General features: G+C 66.8%; 3 protein-coding genes and 1 pseudogene. All 4 read left to right on the forward strand.

Translation table 11 applies throughout. The features are described 5' to 3' along the window. Window positions 1-425 (forward strand): annotated as a pseudogene (locus V3572_RS05500) (MBOAT family O-acyltransferase); the annotation flags it as partial. Between the two features lie 340 nt (window positions 426-765). Continuing rightward, complete coding sequence (locus V3572_RS05505; RefSeq protein WP_332109981.1) at window positions 766-3,198, forward strand: DUF459 domain-containing protein; 2,433 nt, start codon at window positions 766-768, stop codon at window positions 3,196-3,198. 64 nt (window positions 3,199-3,262) lie between these two features. Then, on the forward strand, window positions 3,263-4,156 hold the full coding sequence (locus tag V3572_RS05510; protein ID WP_442877359.1) for a 50S ribosomal protein L11 methyltransferase: 894 nt from the start codon (window positions 3,263-3,265) through the stop codon (window positions 4,154-4,156). A 141-nt stretch (window positions 4,157-4,297) separates the two neighbouring features. Continuing rightward, window positions 4,298-5,251, forward strand: a complete 954-nt coding sequence (locus V3572_RS05515; RefSeq protein ID WP_332109983.1) for a UDP-glucuronic acid decarboxylase family protein — start codon at window positions 4,298-4,300, stop codon at window positions 5,249-5,251. Window positions 5,252-5,321 lie beyond the last annotated feature (70 nt).

The following is a 5,321-nucleotide window of genomic DNA, read 5'->3' on the forward strand; positions in this document are numbered from 1 at the left end:
TGGTGGCCGTACACCTGTTCATCGACCGCAAATCCCGCAGACGCGGCGACGCGTCGCTTCCCGTGGCGGGATTTGGCCCCTTCGTCTCCCGGTTCGCGGGGCGGGTGGCCACCTTTTCCTACGTGACCCTGGCCTGGGTGTTTTTCGGGGCCGAGGATGCGGGCAAGGCCATGGACATCCTGGCCCGGGTGGCCGCCTTCGATCCCCAGGGCGCATCCGGCGGCCATCTCCCGCTGGTTCCGGTGATCCTGGCGGGACTGGTGCTGGCCTCCCAGATCTGGCGCTTTGACGCCCAGGCGCTTTACGACCGCATGGTGCGGCCCCTGCCCGCCCCGATCCAGGGCGTGGCCCTGGGCCTTGCGGCCACGGCCATCCTCAAGCTCGGCCCGGACGGCGTGTTGCCCTTCATCTATTTTTCCTTCTGACAAAACAGTGGTCCGGTTCTTGCTGATCAAGGCCTTGGACGCCCCGGGTATTTTTTCCGTTCCCTCCCCTTGCGAAAAAAGCCCTTTTTTTGCTAGGCTGCGGGTTCAGAATGGATGTTTGGCCCCAATTCATCTGGGCCACAGTATAACATATTTATATAGTTATACTTTTTTATCGGGCGGTGGACCGGCCGACGAGGCCGTCGTCGCCCGTCGTGGCGTCCGTTTCGTGAAACTGCGGCAGCAGGAATCGCCATGGCGCAATGATCACATGGATCTGGCGCGCCCTGCCGCATTATCAGTGCGCGAGAACATCGCGCCCGCATCGTCGAGGTGACGCATGCATCGAAAAGGACCAAATCTGCTTGTCCTGGCCCTCATGGTGGCCATGGCCCTGCCGCCTTTGCCCGGACGTCTTCTGGCCTCGGTCTCGGCCGAGCCCGAAGCCTCTTCCGTGACCAGGACCGCCCCGGCCCACACCGTGGCCGTGATCGGCGATTCCCTGTCCATCGGGCTTGGCAAGGAGATGGAGCGCGTGTTCGCCGCACGGCAGGACGTGGCCTTCACCCGCCTGGGCAAGGTTTCCAGCGGTCTGGCCAAGCCGGAGTTTTTCGACTGGGAAAAAAACGCGGCAAAGCTGGCCTCGACCCTTGAGCCGGATGTGGTGGTGGTCATGATCGGGGCCAACGACAATAAAAACATCCTCACCGAGGATGGCCGCACCATCTATTTCACCGATCCCGCCTGGGACGCGGCCTATGCCGCCCGGGCCGCGCTTTTGGCCGACGCCTGCCGGGCCCACGCCCCCCAGGCCAGGATTTTCTGGGTCGGCGCGCCGGTCATGGCCGACGCCACCCTCACCCGCGACCTCAAACGCATCAACGCCGCCCTGGCCGCCATGTGCGCTGGCAAGGAAGGCTGCACCTTCATCGACGCCTGGAGCGTCCTGGCCGACGGCGAGGGACGTTTCGCGCCCCTGGCCGCCGCCGAAACGGGCGAGATGACCGCCATCCGCCTGGACGACGGGGTGCATGTCACACCGGCCGGCTCCCGGATTTTGGCCTCACGCTGCCTGGAGACCATCCTGCCCGCCATGGGCCTGGACGCCTCGGTGATCGGGACGGTTTTCGCCGACGCCGCGCATCTGCGTCCGGTGGCCGCCCGCGAGGTGGCCTCGGCCAAACCCGACACCTCCGCCCCGTCCGCCGCCCAAACCGAGAATATCCCGGGCGACGCCCCCGGACGCCACACCGTGCGTTCCGGCGAAACCCTGTGGCTCGTCGCCAAAAATGCCGGGACCACCATGGCCGCCCTGGTCGCGTCCAATCCAGGCCTGCACCCCGACCGGCTGGCCGCCGGGCAGGTGTTGACCCTCCCGGCGCCCGCCGCCGCGCCCCAGGCGGAGACCATCACCGTTGAGGTTGCGGCTGCCGCGCCCGCCGCCATCCCGTCCGAACAACCAGCCGCACCCGAAACGCCCCCGGCCCAGACCGCCCTGGCCCTGGCCGACGATGTCCCGGCTGCCGCCCCCCGCGCGGACGATCATGCGGAACAGGTGGAACAGGCCGCCCCGGCGACCAGCGTAGGAACCTATGCGGTCCTGCCCGGCGACTCCATCTGGACCGTGGCCAAAAAGCTCGGCGTGAGCGCCCGTGAGCTGGTGCGGGCCAATAGCTCCATCGATCCCGACCGGCTGTCCCTGGGACAGCTCTTATACGTTCCGGCCAAGACCCAGATGGCCCAGGCCGCCCCCACGACCGAGACCCCGGCCCGGACGGCGCAGGCCGCAGACGGCCCGTCCCATGTCCTGGCCCAGGGCGACAACTTCTGGAGCGTGGCCAAACGGCTGGGCGTGCGGGTGTCGGATCTGCGCGCGGCCAATCCCGGGCGCGATCCCAAAAAGCTTCAGCCCGGGCAGACCCTGGCCATGCCCACTGCCCCAGCCCAGACGGAAACGGCCGCCGCCACGCCCGCCACTCGCATTGACGGCGGCTACGCCGTGGCCGACGGCGACAACCTGTGGAGCATCGCCCGCCGCTTCGGCGTCAGCGTCTCGGATCTCAAGAAGGCCAACGCTGGCGTTCGCCCGGATCGGCTTCAGCCCGGACAGCGTCTGGCCATTCCCGAACCGTCCGCACCGAGCCAGGCCCAAAGCGCCCCGGCCCCGGGACAGGTCGTCCAGGGCCAGGACGGCGTCACCGCCTATGCCGTGGCCGGGGGCGACACCCCCTGGACCGTGGCCAAGCGTTTCGGCGTCAGCGTGGAGCAGCTTTTGGCCGCCAACGACGGCGTCAACCCCAAGCGCCTTCAGATCGGCCAGCTTCTGACCATCCCGTCCGAAGCCGCTCCGGACATGGCCAAGGGGCGTGACCAGCGCCAGGACGCCGACGCCGTGCGCGTGCCCGTGGCCAAGGGCGACAACCTGTGGTCCCTGGCCCGCCGGTATGGCCTGCGCGTGGACGACCTCCTGGCCGTCAACCAGGGCATCGACCCCCAGCGTCTGGAGATCGGCAGCGAACTGGCCATTCCCTCCCACGAGGCCGCCAAGGCCGAACGGGAACGCCGCGACGCCTCCATCGAGGTCAGCGTGCGCCAGGAAGGGTCCGTGCGGGCCTACAGCGTGGCCGACGGCGACACCCTGTGGAACCTGTCGCGCCGTTTCGGCGTGAGCGTGACGCGCATCCTTGAGGCCAACGCCACCGTGAACCCCGACCGGCTGGAGATCGGGCAGCCTCTGAACATCCCGGCCAGCGTGATGGCGGCCCGATATTAAGTCGGCCGCGCGCGCCGTCCTCCCGTTTTTACCGCGCGTTACGAGGAAACACGTTGTGAGCGATTTGTTGCGCCTGGAAATTTTCCTGCCCGGAGCGGCACCGGTGGTGGGAGACCTCGTGGAAGAGACCCTGCCCGACCCCGTGGACCCCGTCCGGGAGGAACTCACCGCCTGGCTTGCGCCGCGCCTGGCCCAGGGCTGGGAGGAGATGGACACCCCCGAGGGGGCCATCTTCCGCGTCCATGTGGACGACAACCCGGTCGGCCGCGAACTGGCCGACACCCTGGCCGCCGCCTGGCCCCAACTGGCCATCCGGCGCGAATCCGTGGCCAGCGAGGATTGGGGCGCGGCCTGGAAGGCCTTTTTCACCCCCATCGCCGTGGGCGAGGTCTTCGAGGTGCTGCCGCCCTGGCTGGTCCATGAGGGCCATGCCGACCGCACCCCCATCATCATCGAACCCAAGATGGCCTTCGGCACCGGCCACCACCCCACCACGGCCCTGTGCCTGGAACTCTTCGGCGAAATGTCCGGGACGGGCCGCCTCGCCCCCGGCATGCGCTTCCTGGACCTGGGCACGGGCTCGGGCATCCTGGGCATCGGCCTGTGCCGCCTGGGGCTTTCCGGGATCGGGCTGGACATCGACCCCCAGGCCGTTTTTTGCGCCGCCGAAAACGTACAGGCCAACGGCGTGGCCTCGGCCATGCGCACGGCCGCCGGCAGCCTGGACTGCCTGGCCCCGGGGGAGCGCTTCGACATGGTGGCGGCCAACATCCTGGCCCAGCCGCTGGCGGCCATGGCCCCCCTTCTCGCGGCGCGTGTGGCCCCGGGCGGCGCACTCATCCTGTCGGGCATCCTGGCCGAGCAGGCCGACGCCGTGGCGGCGGCCTATCGCCGCACCGGTCTGCCGGAACCCGTCGTCCGCCTGTCCGGGGAATGGGCGGCCCTGGCCTGGTCCTGACCCTGCATTTTCCCCTTCCCTTTCCCTGAAACCGCTGTAAAAGGGATTTACGATTCCCCTGTTTACAAAGCGCAGAATCGGCATTATGTGCGACCCCGGGATTTTCCCCAGCACCTTTCAAACACATCTGGATAAACGGCCATGCATCTGAAAAAACGTGTTTTGGTCACCGGCGGCGCGGGCTTTTTGGGCTCCCACCTGTGCGAACGGCTCCTTGCCGACAACTGCGAAGTCGTGTGCCTGGACAATTGTTTCACCGGCTCCAAGCAGAACATCCTGCATCTTTTAAGCAACCCGAATTTCGAGTTCCTGCGGCACGACATCACCTTTCCGTTGTTTATTGAAGTGGACGAGATCTACAACCTGGCCTGCCCGGCCTCGCCCATCCACTACCAGCACGACCCCGTGCAGACCACCAAGACCAGCGTGCATGGCGCCATCAACATGCTGGGCCTGGCCAAACGCCTCAAAGCCAAAATCATGCAGGCTTCGACCTCCGAGGTCTACGGCGATCCGGCCGTGCATCCCCAGCCCGAGTCCTATTGGGGCAACGTCAACCCCATCGGGTTCCGTTCCTGCTACGACGAAGGAAAACGCTGCGCCGAGACGCTGTTTTTCGACTACCGCCGCCAGCACAAGCTGCGCATCAAGGTGGCCCGCATCTTCAACACCTACGGCCCCAACATGCACCCCAACGATGGCCGGGTGGTCTCCAACTTCATCATCCAGGCCTTGCAGGGCAAGCCGCTCACGGTCTACGGCAAAGGGGAGCAGACCCGCTCCTTCTGCTATGTGGACGACCTCATCGAGGGCTTTGTGCGGCTCATGAACAACACCGACGACGATTTCACCGGGCCCGCCAACCTGGGCAACCCCGGGGAATTCACCATCCTGGAGTTGGCCGAACTGGTGCTCAAGCACACCGGCTCGAAATCCAAGATCGACTTCAAGCCCCTTCCCGAAGACGATCCCAAACAGCGCCGCCCGGATATCACCCTGGCCAGGTCCGCCTTCGGCTGGGAACCCGGCATCAAGCTCGAAGAGGGCCTGGAAAAAACCATCCCCTACTTCAAAAAAATGCTCGAATCGGCCTAGGGCCGCGCGTTCGCGGGGAGGGGGCTTCGCCCCCTCCCCACCCCCCTCCCCTGCCCGGTTGCACATCCCC

This window comes from Desulfolutivibrio sp. (assembly GCF_036584575.1).
GTDB lineage: Bacteria > Desulfobacterota > Desulfovibrionia > Desulfovibrionales > Desulfovibrionaceae > Desulfolutivibrio.